This is a genomic window from Burkholderia sp. KBS0801 (assembly GCF_005937855.2).
GTDB lineage: Bacteria > Pseudomonadota > Gammaproteobacteria > Burkholderiales > Burkholderiaceae > Burkholderia > Burkholderia ambifaria.
On sequence record NZ_CP042177.1, the window covers coordinates 3423369 to 3444171 of the forward strand.

Below are 20803 nucleotides of genomic sequence, written 5' to 3' on the forward strand. Positions count from 1 at the left end.
CCGATGGATACATTCGACTCGACGCCCGTCGACGACCGCTCGCCGCTGCACCCTGACTCGCTGCGCGTGTGGTTCGACGAGCGCACGCCGTGGCAGGCGGGTTTCCTGAGCCTGCTGCGCACGATCAGCGCGCGCGATGCAACCCAGCCGCTGCCCGGCACGGCACGCCTGCCGAGGCAGGAGCCTTTTCGCGTCGGCCAGCAACCGTCGATGGCGTTCGCGCCGCGCGAAGTCGCGGCGCTCGACGTGCAGGGCGGCCGGCTGGACGTCCGGCTCTTCGGGCTCGGACTGTGGGGGCCGCAGGGCCCGCTGCCGCTTCACATGACGGAACTGGCGTATAGCCGTGCGGAGAGCCATCAGGACAAGACGCTCATTGCATTCGCCAATCTGTTTCATCACCGGGCGCTCACGCTGTTCTACCGGGCGTGGGCATCCGCACAAGCGACCGTCTCGCTCGACCGGCCGTCGCAGGAGACGTTCTCGTTCTATATCGGCAGCCTGATGGGCACCGATCCGGCCGAAGCCGCGCGTACGCACCCGCCTCCGCATGCGCGCTATGCGGCCTCGGCGCACCTGGTGCGCGAGGCACGCAATCCGGACGGCCTGGCCGCGACGCTGTCCCATTACTTCGGCGTACCTGTGGCCGTCGACGAATTCGTGTCGCACTGGATTCAGATCGCCGGCCCCGAGCGCTGCCTGCTCGGCGCGCCCGCACCGTCGACGATCATGGGCGAGGGTGCGCTGCTGGGTGACATGATCCCCGATTGCCAGCACAAGTTCCGTCTCGTGATCGGGCCGCTCGATCTCGACCAGTACCTGCGTCTGACACCGCATGGCGATGATCTGCCGACGCTGGTCGACTGGGTCCGCGCGTTCGTCGGTCTCGAATATGACTGGGAAATCAAGCTGCTCGTCAAGCCGCGCGCCGCACCGCCCGCGCGCGCCGACAGCTCTCACCGGCTGGGCTATTCGACCTGGCTCGGGGAATCCATGGACGACAAACCGGTCGTCGGCATGGTGTTCGAGCCCGAGAAATACTGCGATCAACTGGAGAACCCAGCATGAATGCTCCCACCCCTGATGCGCTTGCGCGCTATATCGATCTTCTCGAGCCCGTATCAGCTGAAGACCCGTGCGGCCCCGACCTCGAATACGATCCGGCCTTCGTCATGCTGCAAGCGGCCGTCGCGCCACGCCCCGATGCCCAATATGGCGATTTCGTCGATGCGCCGCAGCAGGCGAATTGGGCCGAGGCCGAGCGCGATTGCCGCGCGTTGCTGCTACGCACGAAGGACCTCCGGCTGCTCACGATCCTGATCCGCTGCCGGATCCGCCAAAGCGGCGCCGAAGGGCTGCGCGACGGCGTAGCGGTGCTGCTGCAGATGCTCGAACGCTACGGCGAGGCATTGCATCCGACGCCGATGCTCGACGGCGAACGCGATCCGATCGTCTACTCGAACGCGATCGCCGCGCTCGCCGACGCCGACGCGGCGCTGGCTGACGCCCGCGACATTCGGCTGCCGAAAACCGCCGGTCTGCAACTGCAGTTGCGCGACATCGAGAAAGCGTTTGCGGTCCCGCGCGCGAAGGACGCGCTCGCGCCGGAATCGGCGAGTCGGCTGCTCAGCGAACTGTGGAACCGGCGCGACGCCGCGATCGTCGCACTGGCGGATGCGCAACGCGCCGTCGCCGAGATCGTCGCTTTAACACACGACACGTTGCAGGCCGATGCGCCCGATCTCGATGGCGTCGTGAAACTGCTGCAGCCTTTCGCGCAGACGGCCCTCGACGCTGGCCGCGCACCGACCGCCGCCGGTCCGTCCGATGCACCGGCGGAGCCGGCTTCGGCATCGGATGCGACGGCGAGCCTCCCCACCGAAGCGACGCCCCGCGAGGCCGACGCCCCGGCCCCGAGCGCACGCGCCCCGCGCCCGATGGATCGCTGGAGCGCGCTCGCGGCGATTCAGGAAACGCGTCTGTGGTTCGAGCAAAACGAGCCGAGCAGCCCCGTCATCGTGCTGCTCCGGCAATCCGAACGAATGGTCGGCAAGCGCTTTTCGGAGCTGGCGAACGTCATCCCAGCCGAGCTTCTCGCGCAGTGGGATGCCATCGACGTCTGAGCGCCGCGCCCCTCTCATCGTCTTCAGCGCATGGTCAAATGATGAAAAAAACCCGAGTTATCCTCGCTGCCGCGTGTCTGCTGCCAGCGTCGCCGGCCGTGCTGGCGGCGTGTCGGCCCATTACCCAAGAGGAGTCAGCGAAGTGGGCCGAAACACGGCCGATGCCGAACCAGATATTGACGATATTCAATATCAGCTTTCCAGCCGGGGTCGTCGACATCGACCCCGATCTGCCGATCGGCAGCCCGCTCGTCAGCGGTGAGTCCGCCCCCACGCCCGAGATGATTTTCATCGCCTGCGATCCGCCGACCGGCGCAATCAATGTTGACTTCATGACCCCTCCCAAGCTTTCGTCGCTGGGCGGCAAGATTTACGATACCAACGTGCCAGGAGTCGGGTTTCGGCTCAACTACGTTCGCGCCAGCGGCAGCACCAGCGTCGTGCCTTACACGAACAACTGGACGGAAAATCCGTCCACCCCGGGCACACAACCGGTCAACTACGGCAACGGCGCAAAATACAGAATCGATCTGGTCAAGACCAGTAACGACATCCCGAGCTTTTCGACGACAAGCTTTGGCCATGTCGCCCGAACCTATGGCGATGGCAATCCCGGTGTGGCCGTAACCAACATCTACTCCGGCAACGTGTCGCTCCGGGTGTTGCCGAGCTGCCGCGTCGACAGCAGCACGCTGAACATCGACTTCGGCCAGTTCGGCCCCTATGACGTTTCGCAGACAACCGGCCCGACGCGCCCCGTGAACTTCCGGGTGCTCTGCTCGGGCCCGACGCCCCCGGCGTCGATCACCGCCACGCTGAGCGCGCCTCGAGACTTGGACAACCCCGCGCTGATCCAGAATACCGGCGCCCAGCACCTCGCGATCCGTCTGCGCGACAAAACGACCGGTGCCCTGCTCAAGCCCGGCGACGCGAGCAGCGCGCTCGTTCAGAAGCCGGGGGGCGCGATGGAGTCAGGCTTCGATCTCGAAGCCACCGTGCTGCGCGTGGGCAACCAGCCGCCCACCACGGGCAAGATCGACGCGACCTCCGTCATCACGCTGGACATCCTCTAACTTCTCCAACGGATTCACGAAACCCGACTTATCGACACCATGGAACGCACCATTTTCGTCCAGATCGCCAGCTATCGCGATCCACAGTTGATCCCGACGCTGCTCGACCTGATCGAGCGCGCCACCCGCCCGGACCAGCTCCGCATCGTCGTGTGCTGGCAGCACGCACTGGACGAGACCATCGGCGCCTTCTTCGCGCACGGCTTCTCGCGTTGGCACGCGCGCCACGATGGCGCGTTCCCGACTCATACGCTTTCCTATCGAGACGCCATCGTCGAGCTGATCGATGTGCCCCATCAGCAGTCCCAGGGCGCCTGCTGGGCACGCAATCTGATCCAGCAGCAGTACCACGACGAGCGCTACACGCTGCAACTCGATTCTCACCACTACTTCGTCGACGCGTGGGACGATCTGGCCATCGCGATGCTCGAATCGCTGCGCCCGCGCAGCGCGAAGCCGCTCCTTACCACCTACCTGCCCGGCTTTCAGCCCGGCGCCCAGCGCGACACGCTCCCCCATACGCCGACCGGCCTGTATTTCCAGCGCTTTATGCCGGAAGGCGTGCTGTCGCTTCGTTCAGGCTGGCTCGATAACTGGCAAGCGTTGGAGGCGCCTGTCCCGGGCGCGTTCTACAGCGCTCACTTCGCTTTTGCGGATGGCCATTTCGCCGTCGATGTCCGGCATGATCCGAGCTACTTCTTTCTGGGCGAGGAAATCTCGATCGCCGTTCGTGCCTTCACGCACGGCTACGATATCTACATCCCGCATCGCGTCCTCGCCTGGCACGAATACACGCGCGCCAGCCGAGTCAAGATTTGGGACGATCACACGCCCGAGGCACAAGCCAGCGGCCTCGTCGCGGAGAACTGGCATGCACGCAACGACCGTTCCTTTGAGCGAAACCGGGCACTGCTCGGCGTGGATGGCGCGTTGTCCGATGGCATGGATTTCGGGCCGTACGGTCTCGGGACCGAGCGCACGCTCGCACAATACGAAGCCTACGCGGGCATCAGCTTCGCCCATCGCGGCGTGCGCCGGGAAACGCTCGATGGTTTACCGCCGATCCTCGATACGCCGGTTTGCACATCCGACGAAGAATACAAGGCCACGCTGCTGCGCGCCCACGATTTCCGCGTCTGGGCGCATCGGGCCCGGTTCACGGATATCCTGCCGCAGCTCGATCATTTCCGCATGAACGCCCATGCGCAGGACGGGACGGTGATTCACCACGGCGAAATGCTCGATGCCGGCCAGTTTCACAAGCACATCAAGCGTGAATGGTTCGACATGCATCTGTACTTCGCCACCGGATTCGAACAAGTTCCCGACCATTACACGATCGAATTATTCGCCCGCGACGGGACGCTGCTGCGCGAACTCCAACGCTCGATCTAATTTAACTTCGGCGCAAGGCGTGGCCGCAATACCGGCCGACGCCGGGAAAACGCCGCCTGCTTCACTGAAACAAATCGGGGGGCGACCGGCCCCCCATTGATACGCGTCCCGCTTTAACGGTCCAGCCACGCCAGCCATTCGCCGCCCGGAATGACATCGCGCTCGTCGATGCCGCCTGTCAACCGCGTCGACAGATCAATCGGCCCTTCCGCACACGATGCGCCGTCAACGTCCTCCTTCGGCCGTCTCAGCGAAACGGCGCTACCGTTCGGGTTCGCGACGCTCAACGGGCTCGACACGTAGCGGTACGGGCTCACGCCCGCCGGTGCGGAACGGTCCGGGCGGAGATAACGGCCCACATCGGGATCGTAGTAGCGCCGGCCATTCAAGTGCAGCCCGGTCTCGTCGTCCAGGTACTGCCCCGCAAACCGCAACGGCTGCCGCACCGGCGTCGCCAGTTGAGTCCACGGTATCACCTGCCCCCATGCCTTGTAACGGCCGCTCCACACGAGCTTGCCCGCTTCGTCGGTCAGCGCGACCGCCGTGCCGGCGAGATCGGTCTGGTAGTAATACACGTGCATCTCGGAAAAGGTGCCGTCGTCCCTGCGTCGCCGGTCCACGCAGGCAAGCGGCGCATAACCGACGGCCCCGTCCCGTGCCGGCTGATACAGATAAATCCGCACGTTCTCGCCCGTCGTTTCCTGGACGAGGCGCTCCCCATGCCAGACAAAGCGCGTGACCTCTGCGTTCTCGTCCGAGCGCAGTGCCCCACCCGCGTGCGATTGTCCGACCGATTTACCGACGCGGCGCCCCAGCGCATCGTAGCGGTAACGCACCTCGCCGCGCCGGCTTCGCACGCTCATCAACCGGCCGTCCGCGTCCCATGTGAACGTCTGTTCATCCGCCGCGCCGCGCTTGGCGACGACCTGCCCCCACGCATCGTATTCGTAGCGATAACCTCGGCACTCGCGTAGTCGATGATCGGGATAGACGGCGGGTTGCCATCCGGTGCGCGGCGTATCGAGCAAGTTGCCCGCTGCATCCCACATGAAATATTCGATGCCGATCTCATCCGAGACGACGCGCAGCAGGCAGCCGCGACGATCGTAATCGTAATAGGTCCGGCCGTTGAAACGGTCGTCGACCTGCACGAGATTGCCGGCCGGACTGTAATGAAACTCCCGCCAGAATTCGGCGCTGCCCGGCAACATCTCGTTATCCGACGTTCGGATCACCGTCATCGCGAACCAGCGCTCGAGCGACCCGCCCGCATAAACGGAACGTAGATACAGTTCCCCCTGGGAGCGCAACAACTGACGCGTGGCCGCCTCGTAACCGAGCGCGGCGATGCCGCGCATCTCGTCGCCGTGGCCCAGCCCGATGAGCGAGACCATGCCCGCGTCGTCGCGCTCCGATTTCACGACGTGCCCGTCCGGCAGCGTCACGGCGGCGAGCCGCCCGGCGTCGTCATACGCGTAGCGCAGTGCGCCGTGCATGTCATGCTCCGCAGTCAGACGCCCGGCCGAATCGTATTCGAAGCGAAGTGTGTCGGGTTCGACGCCGATCGCCGCCCCCGCTTCGGTCGGCAGGCAGTGGATCATCCCCAGCATGCCGTCGCGTACATACGTGTAGCGATAGCGGGCATGTTCGGTATCGCGGCCGACCATCCGTCCGAGCGCATCGTTCGCGAAAGTTTCGGTGCGCGTCTGTCCGTCCGACGTCGCCGTGATCTGCTGCAGATCGCCCGATGCGGCATAACTGAACGAGCGGGTCACGCCGTCCGCGTCGACGATCGACGTCAACCGCTCGACCGGGTCCCAGGTCAGGCGCTGAATCCCGCCGTTGCCGGCGACGGTGCGAACCCTGCGGCCATGTGCATCTAATTCGTGCGCCGTGACGTTGCCTTCCTCGTCCACCGCGCTCACCACGCACCCGTACTGGTCGCGATGCCAGTGCCGTGCCTGCCCGTCAAGGCCGGTCGACGTGGTCAACTGCCCCGCGGCGTTCCAGATCCGCCGCTCCTGCCGGCCGTCCGGCAGCGTAACGGTCAACGGCCGCCCGAGCAGATCCGGCTCGATCTGCGTCACGGCTCCGAACGGGTCCGTGACGGCCACGACATGTCCGTTGCCGTCGCGCCGATAGATCACCGTGCGCCCCGCGGCGTCGGTCCGCTTCGACACGAGCCCGCGCCCGTCGTATTCAAGCACGACGGCGCCGCGCTGCTCGTGCGTGTCGGTCCGAACCTGGACGCCATCCTGTTCCGAATACGTCGTCTGAGTAACGCCGTCGGACGGCGACTGGAACTGGGTCGGCCGCAATTCGTCGTCGCGCTGCCAGAGCCACGTCCGGCCATCTTGCAGGCGAATGCTCAGCGGCTCGCGGCTCGCGAACGCGTAGACCGTCAAGCGTTCGCCGCTCAACGGCACCTCCTCACGGATTGGGCGGCCCAGATTGTCGTTGACGACGGACACCCGCCGCTCGCCCGGCAACGTCAGTTCGCTCGGCCAGCCCGCGTTGTCGTACTGGAACGCATACCGCCGTCCGTCGAAATCGACATAAGCGAGCACGCGACCACGCGCATCGTATTGCCAGTGTGCCGTATGGCCAAACACGTCGGTCGCTTGCGTACTACGTTCGGCCAGTTCGTACGTGCAGTGCTCGCGCGCCCCGCGGCACGTCGAGCGCTCAACGACGCGCGACGCACCGCCGATCGTCTGCCACGTGTAGCGCATGGTCTGTCGAAGCGGACCGATTTCCTCGACCATGCGACCGCTGTCGTCGTAGGCGAAGCCGCGCACGACATCACCGAGCCGGTTGCGCACCTCGGCCAGCCGGCCGTGCTTGTCGTACCCGTAGCGAACAAGAAAGCCGGTCGGTCCGCCATCGACGCATTCGATGCCGGTCAAGCGTGACCCGTCGCGCCCGTAGTGCATCCGAAGTTCATGCCCGCAGGTGCCGCGCATGCGGAGCAGGCGCCCGCCGTCCCAGATGCAGCCCACCCGGCGGCGCCCCAGATCCTCGACATACTTGATGCGTGCGACGCCGTGTTCGTCGAATTCCCCGAAGACGGTGTAACGCGGCGTCAGATCGGCGACAACGATGCGGTCGTCCGGCAGTCGGGCCACATGGAGCTGTTCGGACGAAACGATGATCTGGTAGCCGCGTTCGGGCATGGGCAGCGACACGATCCGGCCCTGCTCGTCGATGTAGTCGAGCCGGTTGTCGTCCCGGCGTCGCAGCGTGACGTCCCAGGCAGTACGCCAGCCGAGCCCGAGCATGCCGTCCGCGGACAGCGCACTCGAATAGAACCTCGCCCAGTGGATCGGCAAACGACCGGGCAACCTGAAGTCGACCTCGTTTCGCGACAGGCAAATCTTGTTGCCCGAAACCATGTCGACCGACTCGCAGAGGAGGCCGGACAACGCCCGCTCCACCCCGTGGCGGCCGGCCAAATCACCCGGCTGCCCGCGATGACGATCGAGGCGCGGCGCGATGTCGAGCGACTCCAGCACCGTGCCCTGCAACCCGGCAAGCACGCCGCCCAACCCTCCAATTCCACTCATTTGAACTCCCTGACCTCTCGTTACCCGCCGATGAACACGTCGTCGGACCCCGATGCGACCGGGGCGCCGCAGGACGTCGAGCACGCAACGAATGCCGCCTGCGAACCGTTGATGAATACGGACCCCGAACCGGTCACGACCGCTTGGGCCGAACAATGAACGCCGCAAACCGCGACGCTGCCGACATACGCGGCCGATATCCCGTTGGTGAACACGTCACCCGAACCGGTCACGATCGCTCCGCCATGGCCTATCGCGTCACCGACTCTGGCTGCTGGATTGCTCATGGTGAATTCTCTCCCAGTAAAACCCATCACTTTGGTGTCGCCGCACCCGTGCAGGGTGCGGCGACACACGGCTTAGCCACGAAATCAAAATTCCGATTCCGGTGGCTCTTCGCTTGGCGGCGGCGTCTCGCTTGGCGGCGGCGTCTCGCTTGGCGGCGGCGTCTCGCTCGGCGGCGGCGTTTCGCTCGGCGGCGGCGTTTCGCTCGGCGGCGGCGTTTCGCTCGGCGGCGGCGTCTCGCTTGGCGGCGGCATTTCGCTCGGCGGCGGCGTCTCGCTCGGCGGCGGCGTCTCGCTCGGCGGCGGCGTCTCGCTCGGCGGCGGCGTCTCGCTCGGCGGCGGCGTCTCGCTCGGCGGCGGCGTTTCGCTCGGCGGCGGCGTTTCGCTCGGCGGCGGCGTTTCGCTCGGCGGCGGCGTTTCGCTCGGCGGCGGCGTTTCGCTCGGCGGCGGCGTTTCGCTCGGCGGCGGCGTCTCGCTTGGCGGCGGCGTTTCGCTCGGCGGCGGCGTCTCGCTCGGCGGCGGCGTTTCGCTCGGCGGCGGCGTCTCGCTTGGCGGCGGCGTTTCGCTCGGTGGCGGCATTTCGCTCGGCGGCGGCGTCTCGCTCGGCGGCGGCATTTCGCTCGGCGGCGGCATTTCGCTCGGCGGCGGCATTTCGCTCGGCGGCGGCATTTCGCTCGGCGGCGGCATTTCGCTCGGCGGCGGCATTTCGCTCGGCGGCGGCATTTCGCTTGGCGGCGGCATTTCGCTCGGCGGCGGCATTTCGCTTGGCGGCGGCATCTCGCTTGGCGGCGGCATCTCGCTTGGCGGCGGCATCTCGCTTGGCGGCGGCGTCTCGCTTGGCGGCGGCATTTCGCTTGGCGGCGGCATCTCGCTTGGCGGCGGCATCTCGCTTGGCGGCGGCGTCTCGCTTGGCGGCGGCGGCTCAACGCTCGGCGGCGGCGGCGGCGGCGGAACAACTGTCGGCGGCGGCGGCGGCGGCGGCAAAGTCGGCTTGGTCATCCTAAACATGAAATTCGGGAACGGAATCGGCGGAATCGCCCCACCCCCGCCCCCACCACCCGCACCGCCGTCGCCGCATCCAGGATTCAACTGCAGCGGCGAACCCTGAACCACGACCTCGTTACTGCCGACGATTCGGATCTTCGTGCCGACCAGCTTGATCGTGCCGTCGGCCGTCATGTTGATGGCCGATGCACCACACACGATGGAAAGCGCGCCACCGACGTTCAGCGCATAGGCACCGCCCACCGACGTCGACATTGCACCGCCCACCGCAATCGCGTACGCACCGCCGACGTTCAACGCGCACGCACCGCCGATCATCGTCGACTCGGCGCCGCCCACCGCGTAGCTGGCGACGCCGCCCACGATACTGCTGAACATCCCGCCCACCGCACGCGTGTGCGTGAGCCCCACGCCCATCGACAGATTCACACCGACGGTGTGCGATTCGTTGTTCTTCGTCAGGCGGTTCATGTCCCGCTCCGCCTGCATGTGGAATTCCTCGGAACCCTTCTTGTCTTCGAACCGGATGCCGCTGTAGTTTTCGCGGCCGCCCGTGATCGTCTTGCTCTTGAAGCCGCTTTTCGTGGCTTCCGCAGGCAGATCCCACGGCGGCGGCGTCACGGTGTTGTACAGGCTGCCGAGAATCAACGGACGATCCGGATCGCCATTCATGAAGCCGACGATCACTTCCTGCCCGATTCGTGGAATATAGATGCCACCGAAATTCACGCCTGCCCATGCCTGGCTGACACGGACCCAGCACGAATCCGTCGCATCGTTGCGTGCATATCGGTCCCACAGGAAGCGCACCTTCACGCGGCCGAACTCGTCCGTCCACACCTCGTGTCCCGGCGGACCCACGACAATCGCCGATTGCGGACCACTCGTGGTCGGCTTCGGCGTCTCGCGCGGCATCCGGAACACTTCGCTCGTCGGCTGTACGATCAGCTCGTTATTGCATTCGTACCGGTAACCGCTACCAGATTCGTCGGCGATCTCGGTCAGCATCAACGCCGCTTCGATGATCAAGTACTCGCGGTTGGCTTCCTTGTGCTTATGTTTCGTCAGCGTAAAGGTTTGGCCGCACGCAAGACCTCGCACGTTTCCCTTGCCGAACGCACGCGTGCCGGGCGCACGCCGTTCCTCCATCCGGACCCGGCTGATCAGGTCGCCATGCTTGCTGTCGGTGTAGTCGCCCGGCCACTCGAACAACTCACCTTCGCCCCAATTCGTTTCTCGCGGCTGATGGTTCGACGTCACGAGCAGCGCCCTCGGCCGCGTGAAGTCGAAATCGTCGACCACCACGCGCCCCGGCCGCAGCGATTCGTCCGTCGAGAAATAGTTCAGATACTCGATGTCGATCTTGCCGCCTTCCGGGTGATGCCTAATTTCGTGATAGGCGGCACTCGGCGAGCGGCGATGCGCGCCGATGTGATCGCACAGCACGAGCCGATGCTTGCCGTCGGAGTGCTCGAAGAACCAGTAGATCCCCCACTCCTCCATCAGGCGCTGGATAAAATCGAAATCCGTTTCGCCGTATTGCACCTGGAACGCCCGCGGCTCATTGCGCGTGCTCTCGCCCTGCACCGTGTACTTGTCGACGTCGAGACGCTTGTCGACCGGATACGGATAATCACTCAGCACGGTGTCGATGATCTCGACCACCGTCTTGTCCTGAAAGATCTTGTAGTCGCTCGTCAGCGTCGCGAGCCAAAGCCAGGGCCGCAACACGATCCGATAAACGTTGTAGCGCCCTTCCGTGCGCAGGAAACCGGCCTTCACGACGAGGCCGCTGATTTCCCGGCCGCCGGCGCCGACGCCGCCTTCCACGCCTGTTCCGATGCCCTCCAGTTGAACACTGACGGTCATCTCCGTGCCGATCATCGCCTTCAAGTCGAGATTCGCACTGGTCGACAACGGCACGTGAAAATCATCCGGCGTGCGCAGCAGCAACTCGTACGTGTAAAGTTTCCCGAGGTGTTCTCCACCGCGAAGCGACAGGAACCGAAGCGCGGGCTTGCCAAGCAGCCGTGGCATCGCATCGCTGCGAATCACCACCGTGCGCTCCTGATTGACCAGTCCTTCCGAAGAATTGATTGACATGCGATCTATTCGCTCCCACTCACCCAAAACAAAGATGCGCCCGCGCGCATTCCCCTATATCCCTGTGCGCTTGTCGTACCGCGCCACCGTGATGCCACTGCCTGCGTCATGTGCCGGCCGCGCGCACCGGATACCGGATGCGCACCGCCGCGAGCTTGAGCAGCACGTCGATCAGCAAATCGGCGCCGATACTTGTCGCGGCATCGACCAGATAGCTGGCGGCCAGCTCGAGATCGCCCGGCTCGCGCGCATCGATCACTTTCCGTCCGAACGCAACGACGCGCCGCATGCAGTAGACCGCGCGCAAACTCGGAATCGACGGTGCCCCGTCCGCGGGATCGATGGCCACTACCCACTCGACCGGCGCCGCATGTACGCCCAGCCATTCGCCCAGCGTGCTCGCAATCGTCGACAGGTTGCCGCTGCCGCATAGCGCCGCCACCTTCGCGTCGTCCACCCCACGCAGTTGCCAGGCGGCCAACCACAACGTGCGTTCGAGCTTCTTGATATGCGGCATGCGACGAAATGCGACCCGTTCGCGATACTCGCGATGCCGGCTGCGCAGCGTCGTGCAATTCGAAGCGATCGCCCGCTCGAGCATTCGTGTGTCCAGCTCGTGCTCGCTCGGCAGTTGATCGAACGTGTACGTATCAGCGTTCCGTATGTTCATGAATCCGCCCTTGCTCGATATCGACAGCGCGTTGCCCGCCGTGACCGGACTCCGGTTCGCCGGCGCCGCGCCCGGTAGCCGCTTCGCACGCCGGCGCACGGGTGACCCGCCACTGATCGACAAAACCGCCGCGATCGTCCTGTTGCCAGAACCATCCGCCGTCGCACTGCGCCACACATCGCGGCCAGGCCGTCCACGGTGCCTCGGGCACGCCGGTCAGCACACGTGCCGGATCGTCGTCGCGCTCGGCCGGTCGCGCTTGCGAGGCCCCCGGCGACACGGCCGCCTTTCGGCCGCGACCGCCCAGGCGCGGCCACGCGAACGCGTGAGCCGCTCGCCACAGCGCGTCCAGTTGCGCATGCAACGACGCCACCGACATATCCGCGGCCGCGGGTTGCGCGCGCGGCGGCACATGCTTCGCGAGTAGGCGCGCCATCTGGAACAGCACACCACGTGGTTCGCGCAGCCGGCGTTCCAGCCAGCGGCGCGATACGGCACAGCAGACGATGCACGGATGACGCCGTCCAGCCCGATCGCACGAAGCAGCCATCACGCCAACGACATAGCGCCCGTCGCCAAACGGCGAGCATGCGGGGGTCAGCACGAAACTCCATGGCAACGCGTGCGCGCCCCCTTCGCCGGATAGATGCGTGATCCAGTCGGGATGACGCGTGAGCCAGTGTTGCCATTGCAGCGCCTGCACGACGGTCGTTCGGTAGCGAACCTGCTCCCCGGACGCGGGAAGACGCCCCCACAGCGCGGGCATGCCAACCGTCACGCGAGCCCCCCCGGGCAATGAAAGCCCGTGAGCAGGTTGCTCGTCAGCGGATTCGACTGGCCGCTCGTCATCAATTCGAGCGCCGCATGCCGGCCATCGAAATCGAAACCGAGGGTCAGACGGCTGGCCGATGCCGTGCCGGTCAACCGGCCGCGCTCGATCAACCGGAACAGCGCCCAGGGCCCCGTCGCGACGATCGTCGACGTATCCGGCCGGATCGCCGGCTTTGCCGCGATCTCGGCCACCGCACCGCCGCGCGGCCCGGGCCAGCTCAGCGCGAACGGCGTGACAGGGCCGTGCACGTAGCGCTGCGTCTGACCGTCGATGTCGATCAGCAATTCGGTGATCTCGGGATCGATCGCGGCCACCTTGGCATCCATCTTCCACGCCATCCGCTTCGCGCCCTGATCGCGGAAGAACACTTCGCGGATCGCGGCCGCGCGTTCGAACGGCGCGAGGCTCGGGCCCTTGATCGGCGGCATGCCGGGGCTCAGCGACTTGTAGCGCCAAGGCTTTGCGTTCGTATCGACATAGCTCGCCAGCGATTTCTGGAAGAATTCGTCGAATACGCCACCCGCCGCGAACATCCGGTTGAAGTCCTCCACATCGACTTCCTGACTGCTACGCACGAATGGGTATTTCCCGTCGATCGTGCGCCGGCAACTTTGCCCGACGCTCGTATCGACCTGCATCGCGAGCAGCCCGCCGACCTCCTGCCCGACCTTGTCGGCCACCTGCGTCGCGATGCCGCCCAGTACGAGCTGCAATGGCGCGGGCAGCTTTTCGGCCTCCGTCTGCAACGTCGTACCGATATCCAGCGCCGGCGGCATGCTGTTGGCCGACAGTGCGTTGCTCGCGACGACGAGGCGCGTGTATTGCTCGTTGATCAGCGTCAGAATCGCGTCGAGTTGCAACGCCTTGCCGCCCCCGGAGATCGGCTTGTCCGTCATCGCCGGGCCGCTGCCGGTGTCGGCCTGTCCGGTGGTGACTTCGCGCAGCGCTGCAAAGCGGTTGTCGACGAACTCCTTTTCGAGCCGCGTTTCGGGCCGCTGCGCGGCAATCTTCGCGGCCTCGATCGCCGCGGTCCGCGCCGCGGTCGATTGGCGGCCAACCGCCGTCAGCGCGAGATCGTTCAGCGACGATGGGTCCTGTGCATTGATCACCGACAGCGACGTTTCCCTGACCACCGCACGCGCCAGCCTGACCAGCGGCGAATCGGGCGCGGCGAGCGCGCGCAGCGTCGCCTGATCGAGCGCCAGCGTGCCGTCGCGACCATTCTCGCCACTGGTGGCCGGCCGAATGTCCGCGAGAAACTGTTGCCAGTAGTTCCCGTAATCGATCAGATACTGGCGGCGAATCTCGTCGGCAAGCGACGATCTCGACGTCACGACACGCATGCCCTGGATCGACGCGGTCAGGTCGGTGCGCTTGGCGGGACGGCCCATGACCCAATCGTCGTCGGCCTGCGCGCGCGCCAGAAATTCCGGCAGGCGCCGACTGAACAGCGCGTGGTAACCGTCGTACGTGTAAAGCCCCGGCACGCCTTGTTCGAAGCGCGAGCCATCCACCAGCTTGAAGAGCGACGCACCCTGCAACCCGAGTGCCTGCGCGAGCGTGAAGTTGTCGGGTGCCTCTTTCTCCATCGCACCGATCGCCCGTTCATAGAGGCGTTTCGGCGCCGGATTCTGGCTCAGGAAGAGTCGCGCCCGCTGCACGAGCGCGGCATCCTGTTTCATGGACGGCGTGACGGGCCGTTCGTCGACGAACAGCGCCTCCAGGTGGCGCGTCATCGCATTGCGCCCTCCCATCGCCGCCGCGCTGTCCGAGCGCTCCCAGTCACGCAATACCCATGCTCGCACGGCCTTCGCGTCGTAATGCTCGGCGTCGTACAACATCAGATAGATGGCCAGCGTCCGGTACACATCGTCAGAGTTTTGCGCTGCGATCTGCGTGTTCAGCTCGCTTTCGACGCGCGACACGATTTGCGGCATCAATGTCTGCTTCAGCAGGCTCAGATAGGTCGTGTCCGACGCGGTGACGATGGCCGGAACGACGTACAGGCCATAACGGTAAGCGAGCCCCGGCGCGTCGAGATCGAGATCGCCGTAGCGCGGCAGATCCCTCGATCTGTCCAGCAGACCGCCGATCGCCGACGCCTTCGGCGCCTTGTTGTACGCCGCGGCGTGCACGGCGAGCGCCGAGGTCTTGCCGGCAATCGCCGACAAATAGTTCTGGTTGTTTTCGTGACTCACCGTCAACGCGAACGCGAGCCAGACGAACACGGCCGCGGTCAGCAGATGACCGGCCCAGCGCATCGTTCTGAAGCGTATCTCCCACTTCAGGTCGGCACGGACCAGATGCGCCTCCGGCACGATCACGTGCTGAAACACATTGCGCAGGAAGAAACTCCGATGCCCTGCTATCGCCCCGTCGCCGCGCGCTTGCGCTGCCGTGTCGCTGACCGTACGAAGGCGCGCGAGCTTGCGTTTCAGCCGCTGCAGCACCGTCTCGCGATCGACGGCCACCATCTGGTCCGTCTGCTCGGCGCTCGTGAAATACACGCCGCGCAGCATGTTCTGCAACTGCGCGTCGTCATAGCGGGAATCGAGGAACACCAGTTCGACCAAATCCGCAACCAGCATCGACAGACCGCGGAATTCCTGTGCGAGCGGGTACAACCGCTTGCGACGATCGCTCTCGTATTCTTCCAGCAAGCGGTTGTTCACGCCGGCATCGATCCGCGCTTCGAGCAGCGCCAGCTCGTGCACGCAGTGACGTCGCAGCCCGTCGACACTGGCCTCGCCCGACTCGTCACACGGCAGCGTAAAGCCCCAGATCTGCGTGCGCCCGTCCGCCGTCAGCGACTGGAAATATTCGGTGAAGCCGGGCAGCAGGTCCAGTTTCGTCACGAACACGTATACCGGGAAACGAATCCCCAGTTGCTGGCGCAGCTCGCCGAGACGGGCGCGCAGGCTTGCCGCGAGCGCGGTGCGCTCCGCCTCCGACCGGTTGACCAGATCCGCGACGCTGACCGTCAGGATCGCGCCGTTGAGCGGCACACGCGGTCGATGCTTGCGCAACTGACCGAGCAGCTCCTTCCATTCCGCGGCATTGATCGTCGTGGCCGTTTCGTCCGCTGCGTCGTCCTGTTCGACGTAGCGGCCGGCGGTGTCGATCAGCACCGCCTCGTTCGCGAACCACCAGTCGCAGTTCGCGGTGTGCTCGATATCGTGCGCGGACATCGCGCCCATCTGATCGGTCAACGGAAACTGCAGGCCCGCGCCGAGGATCGCGGTCGTCTTCCCGGCTCCCGGCGTCCCCAGCATCATGTACCACGGCAATCCGTACAGATGGCGGTCCACCTCGAGCCAGCGACGCCACCCGAGCGTGCCGCCACGCAGGCGCTTCAACTGCGCAATCGCCTTGGACACCACCATGGCGACCGCGCGCACCTCGTCGCGGCCGATTTCGACCGGCTGATCGCCCTTCGGCTCGAGAAAGCGCTTCAGCAGCGCATCGTTCGACCGCAGCGCCTGCCACAACTTGTAGAGCCCGTAGACGGCATAGCAGAACACGATCGCGGCGACGATCAGCACACGTACCCAGATCGGCTCGAGCGGATGATGCTCCGCGAATCCGAACAACGGCCCGACATGCCAAAGCGCGACGCAAAGCGCGATCACCCAGATCGGACTCAGCGGCCACCGCCGCAGCCACAGGACGAGCAGGCACACCAACAGCGCAATCACGATCGAACGGATCACGGCGCCGGCGAACGGATGCAGTTCGCCGAACACGAACAAGGGTCCCAGGAACCAGACCGCCACGCACGCCAGCAGCATCGCCACGCACGCCAGCATCCGCCACGAAACCAACCATCTGAAAAGACGTTTCAAATAAGACATGCTGAATTCCGGTACTACAGGGTGACCATGATTTCGACGCGGCGGTTGAGTGCTCTGCCTGCCGCCGTCGCGTTATCGCCAACCGGCTGGGTGTCACCCTTGCCGACCGCGCGAATCCGCTCCGCCGGCGTGCCGTCCCGCTGCAGGATCTGTGCGACGAACTCCGCACGCTTTTCCGACAAAACCTGGTTGTCCGCGAAAGCCGCGCTACGAATCGGCTGATTGTCGGTATGTCCGCTCACGAGCACGTTGCCGCCGACGCGCGCCACTTCGCTCGCGACCTTGTTCAGGATGGGCTCGATCTCCGGCAGCACCGCGCTCTTGCCCGACGCGAACATCGAATCGCCCCGGAACACGACGATACTGCGGCGATCGTCCTCGTCGACGGTCACCAGGCCGCGCGCGATCTCGTTCCGCAACAGCTGCGACAGGCGCAGGCGCTGCGGCGCGGACGCGAGTCGCTCCTTGCCGATCTCGAGAATGCGCGTCTCCAGCACATGGCGCTGGGTCAGCAGGTGGTACTGGTAAAACACGAACAGCGCGAACAGCGCGAGCGCCGCGACGGCGGCGGACGCCCAGACCGGCACGCTGCGCAGCAGCGGCAGCTTGCCGGGGGGCGCGCCCCGCCAGTGCGGCGACAACTCGGGCTGAAGCGCGTCGCGCGCGCCGGTGATGAGCGTCCACAGACGTTGGCGGATCTGTTCGAGATAGCGACGGCCGTCGGCCATCACGCTGTAGCGCCCCTCGAATCCGAGCCCGAGCACGCGATACAGGATTTCCAGGATGTCGACGTACTCCTGGGGATCGGTCGCCATCCGGCCGATCAGCAGGAAGAATTTCTCGCCTCCGTCGACTTCACCCTCGAACGTGATCAGCAGACTTCGCGCTGCCCATACGCCGCCTCCGCCCCAGCTCGTGCGGTTGGCCGCCTCGTCCAGCGCGGTGCACAGACAGTAGCGGACGACCGCCATGTGCTTCCATGGCAGATCGGCCTTGTCGCACACCTTCTGGAACAGGCTGACCTCGCGTACGAGGAGCGTGCGCAGTCCTTCCACCGCTTCCGATGTATCGAGCGTCGCCGGCATGTCGGCGAGCATTCTGAGCAACGGTCGCGCCGCCTCGAGCAGCGGATTGGCGGCCGCCCGCACCTCGTCGAGACGCTGCTGGATATCCACGACCGCATCGAACTCGCCGGGATCGACGGCTGGGCCCGATGCGCGTCTTTCCTCGCCGCCGCGCTCCTTCTGCGGATCAAGCACCGTCCCGGAATCGCCCGCCAGAAAGTCGAACGCGTCTTTGTCGAACGTACCGGAGTTCATTTATGGCGCACCCCCCAGAGCTCGAGCTTCAACTCGGGGAAATGACCGGCGATGTGCATCGCGAGTCCGCCCTGTTGCGCGATCTGCTCCCAGAACGGTCCGCTGCGCGACAGCTCGTAATAGATGTAGCTCGAATTGAACGGAATCTGCCGCGGAGGCACCGGCAGCGGCACCATCGTCAGGCCCGGCAGGTGCGAACGAATGAGCTCCGGCAAACGCTGCGGCTGGCTGATCTTCGTCTGCGCCGCGAATTGCTGCTGGAGCACGTCCGGCGACATCTGCGCGCCGACCGCCAGCACGAGGCTCGAATAGCCCGACAGTTCGGCCGGCATCACCGCGGCGACGCGGATGCCATGCGGCTGCTCGGTGAGCGGGATCGGCTGCGCACCGCGGATCAGCACCTGGTTGAGCAGATAGTGGACTTCTTCGACGAGCGGCCGGATGCTCGCAAACAACTGCGCATGATCGTAGCCCGGTGTCGGCAGAGGACGACGCGTCTGCGGACGAACGAACGTCGACAGTTCGCCCGCCATCATCGCGAGTTCGCGATAGAACACCATCGGCGGCGTCTCGCGAATCCGGCAGATATGCTCGAGCAGCGGCTCATAGCGATTCAGCACCTGCAGAAGCAGGTAATCGGCCACTTCCGCCGCGGCGCCCGCACGCCCGTCGCTACCCGACAGGCGGGTGGCCAGTGCATCGGCGCGCAGCTTCGTAAGACCATGCAATTGCGTCGCCCATTCGCGCAGCAGCGGGTCGGCGCCATACTGGCTGACCGGTGGAATGTGATCGGTGACGTGCAGCGACACCGAGCCGTCCGCACGCAGCGTCTTGATGCGCGTCAGCGCGATGCCGATCCACGACTGCGTCAGTTCCTTCTCGGGCAGCAGTCGCAAGCGCAGGTTCGCCAGCTGCACGGGCTTGGGGCCTTGACCGATCGTGTTGCTGTCCCGCAGCTCGTTTTCGAATGCCAGATAGCGAGCCAGCGATGCCGTCTCGTCGCGAAACACCGTCTCTTCGGTATTGGGCAGGCGCAACGGGACGGCCAGATAGATCACCTGGTTCTGGTGCTCGGGCGCGATCGTCAGCGGCGGCGGCGGCGGCGCATGCGCCGGCACGTCGAATGGCGTGCCGTCGGGAAACACGCCGGCTCCGCTCTTGAATACGAGTTTGCCGAATGCCAGCGACTCCTGGTCGATCTCGAACTGACTGAACCCCCAGAAGAACGGGCTGAGCGGCGCGGAACGCTTGTGCGCGAAATGTTCGAAATAGCGCTCTTGCTGCTGGAACAGTTGTGGCAGCAGGAAAAGACCCTCGCTCCACACGACCTTGTTATGCCAACTCATGTCAATCCAATTCAGTAACCAGAACGGCCCGCTGGCCGATATCCACGTTCAGTTTGATTTTCGTGCGCGCCGTCAGCACCCGAAGCCATGCTTCGTCCGGCGGCGGCGGCATGCGATACGTTCCGCGCCACACCGACTTGCCGAGCTCACGGTATCCGGCCAGCACGCCGATCGCAGTCGTCGCGCTGTTCATGCGCCGGCGAATATCCCGGACGTCTCCCGGACGCAGCACGAACTCGTCGATCACGATCGCGTCTTCGCCCAGCACTTTCTTGCTGTCGTTTTGCAGCGAGAAGAAGTCGGCGTTGTCGAACGTATATGCCGACTTCAATTCATAGATTCTCACCATGATCGGCGCGGGCCGCCCCAGCTCGTCCGGATTGACGCCATCGCTCACCTTGATCTTCAGATTCAGCGACGCGGCCAGTTCCTTCCGGGTCGGCACGCCTCCGCACGCAGTAAGCGACAACAATGTCAGTCCGGTCGCGATACGTTTGAGCGCATTGCGGCGCGTCGCCATACGTGGCGGAAATCGAGAAAACATATGGAAGATCCTGTCGTACCCGGGGCAGCCGTTGACCAAGGCGTCTGTGCATCACGAAGACGCCTTGGTCAACGGCCTGCGACGCCGCCGGCGCGAGCGCCGACGGCGTCGCCCTCAACTACGGGCGCCGACGCTTAGGCCGCGTTCCGCTTGATGTCGAACGTCGCCGTGATCGCACCGCCGCTGCCGCCTTGCGCGTTCTGCACGACGTATTCCTGCTTGAGGCGCGAGAACGACAGGCGCACGATTTCGCGCGGCCGCGACTCGTCGGCCGCAACGCCAGCCGGGCTCACGTGCGTCACCAGCACGTCATTCATCGTCAACAGGATGTATTCGAGCGGATTCCCACCCGCCTTGCGTACCGTGAGCTTCGCTTGGTCGATGTGCTTGCCCAGCAGACAGTACTGAATCAGGTTCGGGCTCGCACGATCGATGTAGTGCTCGAATTGCAGATCGTCCACGGTAGCCCGGCCGGCGCCGCCGCCCGAGCCCAGGTGCATGTTCGATTGCTGCGATACGCTCCACGACCAGCTCAAGACCTCAATTTCGTCATGGTGAGTAGCATCCTTGGATTCGCCGTCGATTCCGTTGATCTTGAGGAAAATGTCGTGTGCCATGGCATCACTCCTTACGTCTTGGTTAAATTTTTAGTAGGCCTAACTTGATGATCAGGAATATTTACAGAGCGCCTGATCACC

The 20803-nt window shown here is 65.1% G+C and carries 14 protein-coding genes; 4 read left to right on the forward strand and 10 right to left on the reverse strand.

Annotated elements, in window-relative coordinates:
- Window positions 1–3 precede the first annotated feature (3 nt).
- Genes tssG through FFI87_RS16350 form a run of 4 tightly spaced genes read left to right on the forward strand, consistent with a single transcriptional unit; the run spans window position 4 to window position 4588 of the window.
- Window positions 4–1065, forward strand: a complete 1062-nt coding sequence (gene tssG / locus FFI87_RS16335; protein ID WP_138846983.1) for a type VI secretion system baseplate subunit TssG — start codon at window positions 4–6, stop codon at window positions 1063–1065.
- Entirely contained in the window at window positions 1062–2120 is a 1059-nt protein-coding gene (locus FFI87_RS16340; RefSeq protein WP_138846982.1) for an ImpA family type VI secretion system protein, read from the forward strand. Before tssG ends, FFI87_RS16340 begins: the two co-directional genes overlap by 4 nt.
- Window positions 2121–2158: 38 nt before the next feature.
- Window positions 2159–3193 carry a fimbrial protein gene (locus tag FFI87_RS16345; protein WP_186381707.1) on the forward strand — a complete coding sequence of 345 codons (1035 nt, stop codon included), beginning with the start codon at window positions 2159–2161 and terminating at the stop codon, window positions 3191–3193.
- Between the two features lie 39 nt (window positions 3194–3232).
- On the forward strand, window positions 3233–4588 hold the full coding sequence (locus tag FFI87_RS16350) for a GlcNAc-transferase family protein (protein ID WP_138846981.1): 1356 nt from the start codon (window positions 3233–3235) through the stop codon (window positions 4586–4588).
- Between the two features lie 113 nt (window positions 4589–4701).
- Here FFI87_RS16350 and FFI87_RS16355 read toward each other — a convergent pair whose 3' ends face one another.
- From FFI87_RS16355 to FFI87_RS16400, 10 genes are all read right to left on the reverse strand, one after another.
- The gene (locus FFI87_RS16355) at window positions 4702–8151 is read right to left on the reverse strand and encodes an RHS repeat-associated core domain-containing protein (RefSeq protein WP_138848446.1); all 3450 of its coding nucleotides are present in this window, start codon (window positions 8149–8151) and stop codon (window positions 4702–4704) included.
- Between the two features lie 20 nt (window positions 8152–8171).
- Window positions 8172–8438: a PAAR domain-containing protein gene (locus tag FFI87_RS16360; RefSeq protein WP_105785664.1), complete on the reverse strand. Its 267-nt coding sequence runs from the start codon at window positions 8436–8438 to the stop codon at window positions 8172–8174.
- Window positions 8439–8522: 84 nt separating this feature from the next.
- Entirely contained in the window at window positions 8523–11543 is a 3021-nt protein-coding gene (locus FFI87_RS16365) for a type VI secretion system Vgr family protein (RefSeq protein ID WP_144594376.1), read from the reverse strand.
- A gap of 106 nt (window positions 11544–11649) precedes the next feature.
- The gene (locus tag FFI87_RS16370; protein ID WP_041489873.1) at window positions 11650–12213 is read right to left on the reverse strand and encodes a hypothetical protein; all 564 of its coding nucleotides are present in this window, start codon (window positions 12211–12213) and stop codon (window positions 11650–11652) included.
- Window positions 12194–12979, reverse strand: coding sequence for a TagF domain-containing protein (locus tag FFI87_RS16375; RefSeq protein WP_138846979.1), 786 nt, complete (start codon window positions 12977–12979; stop codon window positions 12194–12196). The genes FFI87_RS16370 and FFI87_RS16375 overlap by 20 nt, the downstream gene beginning before the upstream one ends.
- A gap of 8 nt (window positions 12980–12987) precedes the next feature.
- Entirely contained in the window at window positions 12988–16896 is a 3909-nt protein-coding gene (gene tssM / locus FFI87_RS16380) for a type VI secretion system membrane subunit TssM (protein WP_138846978.1), read from the reverse strand.
- 14 nt (window positions 16897–16910) lie between these two features.
- Window positions 16911–18215 (reverse strand): type VI secretion system protein TssL, long form, encoded by a 1305-nt coding sequence (gene tssL, locus FFI87_RS16385; RefSeq protein WP_138846977.1) that lies wholly within the window; start codon window positions 18213–18215, stop codon window positions 16911–16913.
- Window positions 18212–19561: a type VI secretion system baseplate subunit TssK gene (tssK, locus tag FFI87_RS16390; RefSeq protein ID WP_012364971.1), complete on the reverse strand. Its 1350-nt coding sequence runs from the start codon at window positions 19559–19561 to the stop codon at window positions 18212–18214. Before tssK ends, tssL begins: the two co-directional genes overlap by 4 nt.
- Window position 19562: 1 nt before the next feature.
- Window positions 19563–20105 (reverse strand): type VI secretion system lipoprotein TssJ, encoded by a 543-nt coding sequence (gene tssJ / locus FFI87_RS16395; RefSeq protein ID WP_012364972.1) that lies wholly within the window; start codon window positions 20103–20105, stop codon window positions 19563–19565.
- Between the two features lie 134 nt (window positions 20106–20239).
- A complete protein-coding gene (locus tag FFI87_RS16400; protein ID WP_012364973.1) occupies window positions 20240–20722 on the reverse strand; it encodes an Hcp family type VI secretion system effector in 483 nt (160 codons plus the stop codon).
- Between the last annotated feature and the right edge of the window lie 81 nt (window positions 20723–20803).

What these genes read in the sequence shown, in the direction of transcription:
- tssG (WP_138846983.1), top strand. Translation starts at nt 4, where the DNA reads ATGGATACATTCGACTCGACGCCCGTCGACGACCGCTCGCCGCTGCAC.
- FFI87_RS16340 (WP_138846982.1), top strand. Translation starts at nt 1,062, where the DNA reads ATGAATGCTCCCACCCCTGATGCGCTTGCGCGCTATATCGATCTTCTC.
- FFI87_RS16345 (WP_186381707.1), top strand. Translation starts at nt 2,159, where the DNA reads ATGATGAAAAAAACCCGAGTTATCCTCGCTGCCGCGTGTCTGCTGCCA.
- FFI87_RS16350 (WP_138846981.1), top strand. Translation starts at nt 3,233, where the DNA reads ATGGAACGCACCATTTTCGTCCAGATCGCCAGCTATCGCGATCCACAG.
- FFI87_RS16355 (WP_138848446.1), bottom strand. Translation starts at nt 8,151, where the DNA reads ATGAGTGGAATTGGAGGGTTGGGCGGCGTGCTTGCCGGGTTGCAGGGC.
- FFI87_RS16360 (WP_105785664.1), bottom strand. Translation starts at nt 8,438, where the DNA reads ATGAGCAATCCAGCAGCCAGAGTCGGTGACGCGATAGGCCATGGCGGA.
- FFI87_RS16365 (WP_144594376.1), bottom strand. Translation starts at nt 11,543, where the DNA reads ATGTCAATCAATTCTTCGGAAGGACTGGTCAATCAGGAGCGCACGGTG.
- FFI87_RS16370 (WP_041489873.1), bottom strand. Translation starts at nt 12,213, where the DNA reads ATGAACATACGGAACGCTGATACGTACACGTTCGATCAACTGCCGAGC.
- FFI87_RS16375 (WP_138846979.1), bottom strand. Translation starts at nt 12,979, where the DNA reads ATGCCCGCGCTGTGGGGGCGTCTTCCCGCGTCCGGGGAGCAGGTTCGC.
- tssM (WP_138846978.1), bottom strand. Translation starts at nt 16,896, where the DNA reads ATGTCTTATTTGAAACGTCTTTTCAGATGGTTGGTTTCGTGGCGGATG.
- tssL (WP_138846977.1), bottom strand. Translation starts at nt 18,215, where the DNA reads ATGAACTCCGGTACGTTCGACAAAGACGCGTTCGACTTTCTGGCGGGC.
- tssK (WP_012364971.1), bottom strand. Translation starts at nt 19,561, where the DNA reads ATGAGTTGGCATAACAAGGTCGTGTGGAGCGAGGGTCTTTTCCTGCTG.
- tssJ (WP_012364972.1), bottom strand. Translation starts at nt 20,105, where the DNA reads ATGTTTTCTCGATTTCCGCCACGTATGGCGACGCGCCGCAATGCGCTC.
- FFI87_RS16400 (WP_012364973.1), bottom strand. Translation starts at nt 20,722, where the DNA reads ATGGCACACGACATTTTCCTCAAGATCAACGGAATCGACGGCGAATCC.